The sequence below is a fragment of the Nocardia sp. PLKS1-43 genome (assembly GCF_059510335.1).
Window position 1 is genome coordinate 1 of sequence record NZ_JCAJZQ010000063.1, and the last position, 221, is coordinate 221.

General features: G+C 61.5%; 1 protein-coding gene. It reads right to left on the reverse strand.

The genetic code is table 11. The features are described from left to right. Positions 1–221, reverse strand: a 221-nt coding sequence (locus AC5WS7_RS40675) for a beta-ketoacyl synthase N-terminal-like domain-containing protein (protein ID WP_495959995.1), incomplete at both ends; no start/stop codon positions are given.

The window sequence follows — 221 nt, forward strand, 5'->3', positions numbered from 1 at the left end:
GGATCAATTCCCGCGTGCTCCAACGCCTCCCACGACACCTCCAACAACAACCGCTGCTGCGGATCCATCGCCACCGCCTCAGCCGGAGAAATCCCGAAAAACGCCGCATCGAACCCCGCCACATCATCGAGAAACCCACCCCACCGGGTATACGACCTACCCACCACATCCGGATCCGGATCGAACAACCCCCCGACATCCCAACCACGATCCACCGGGAA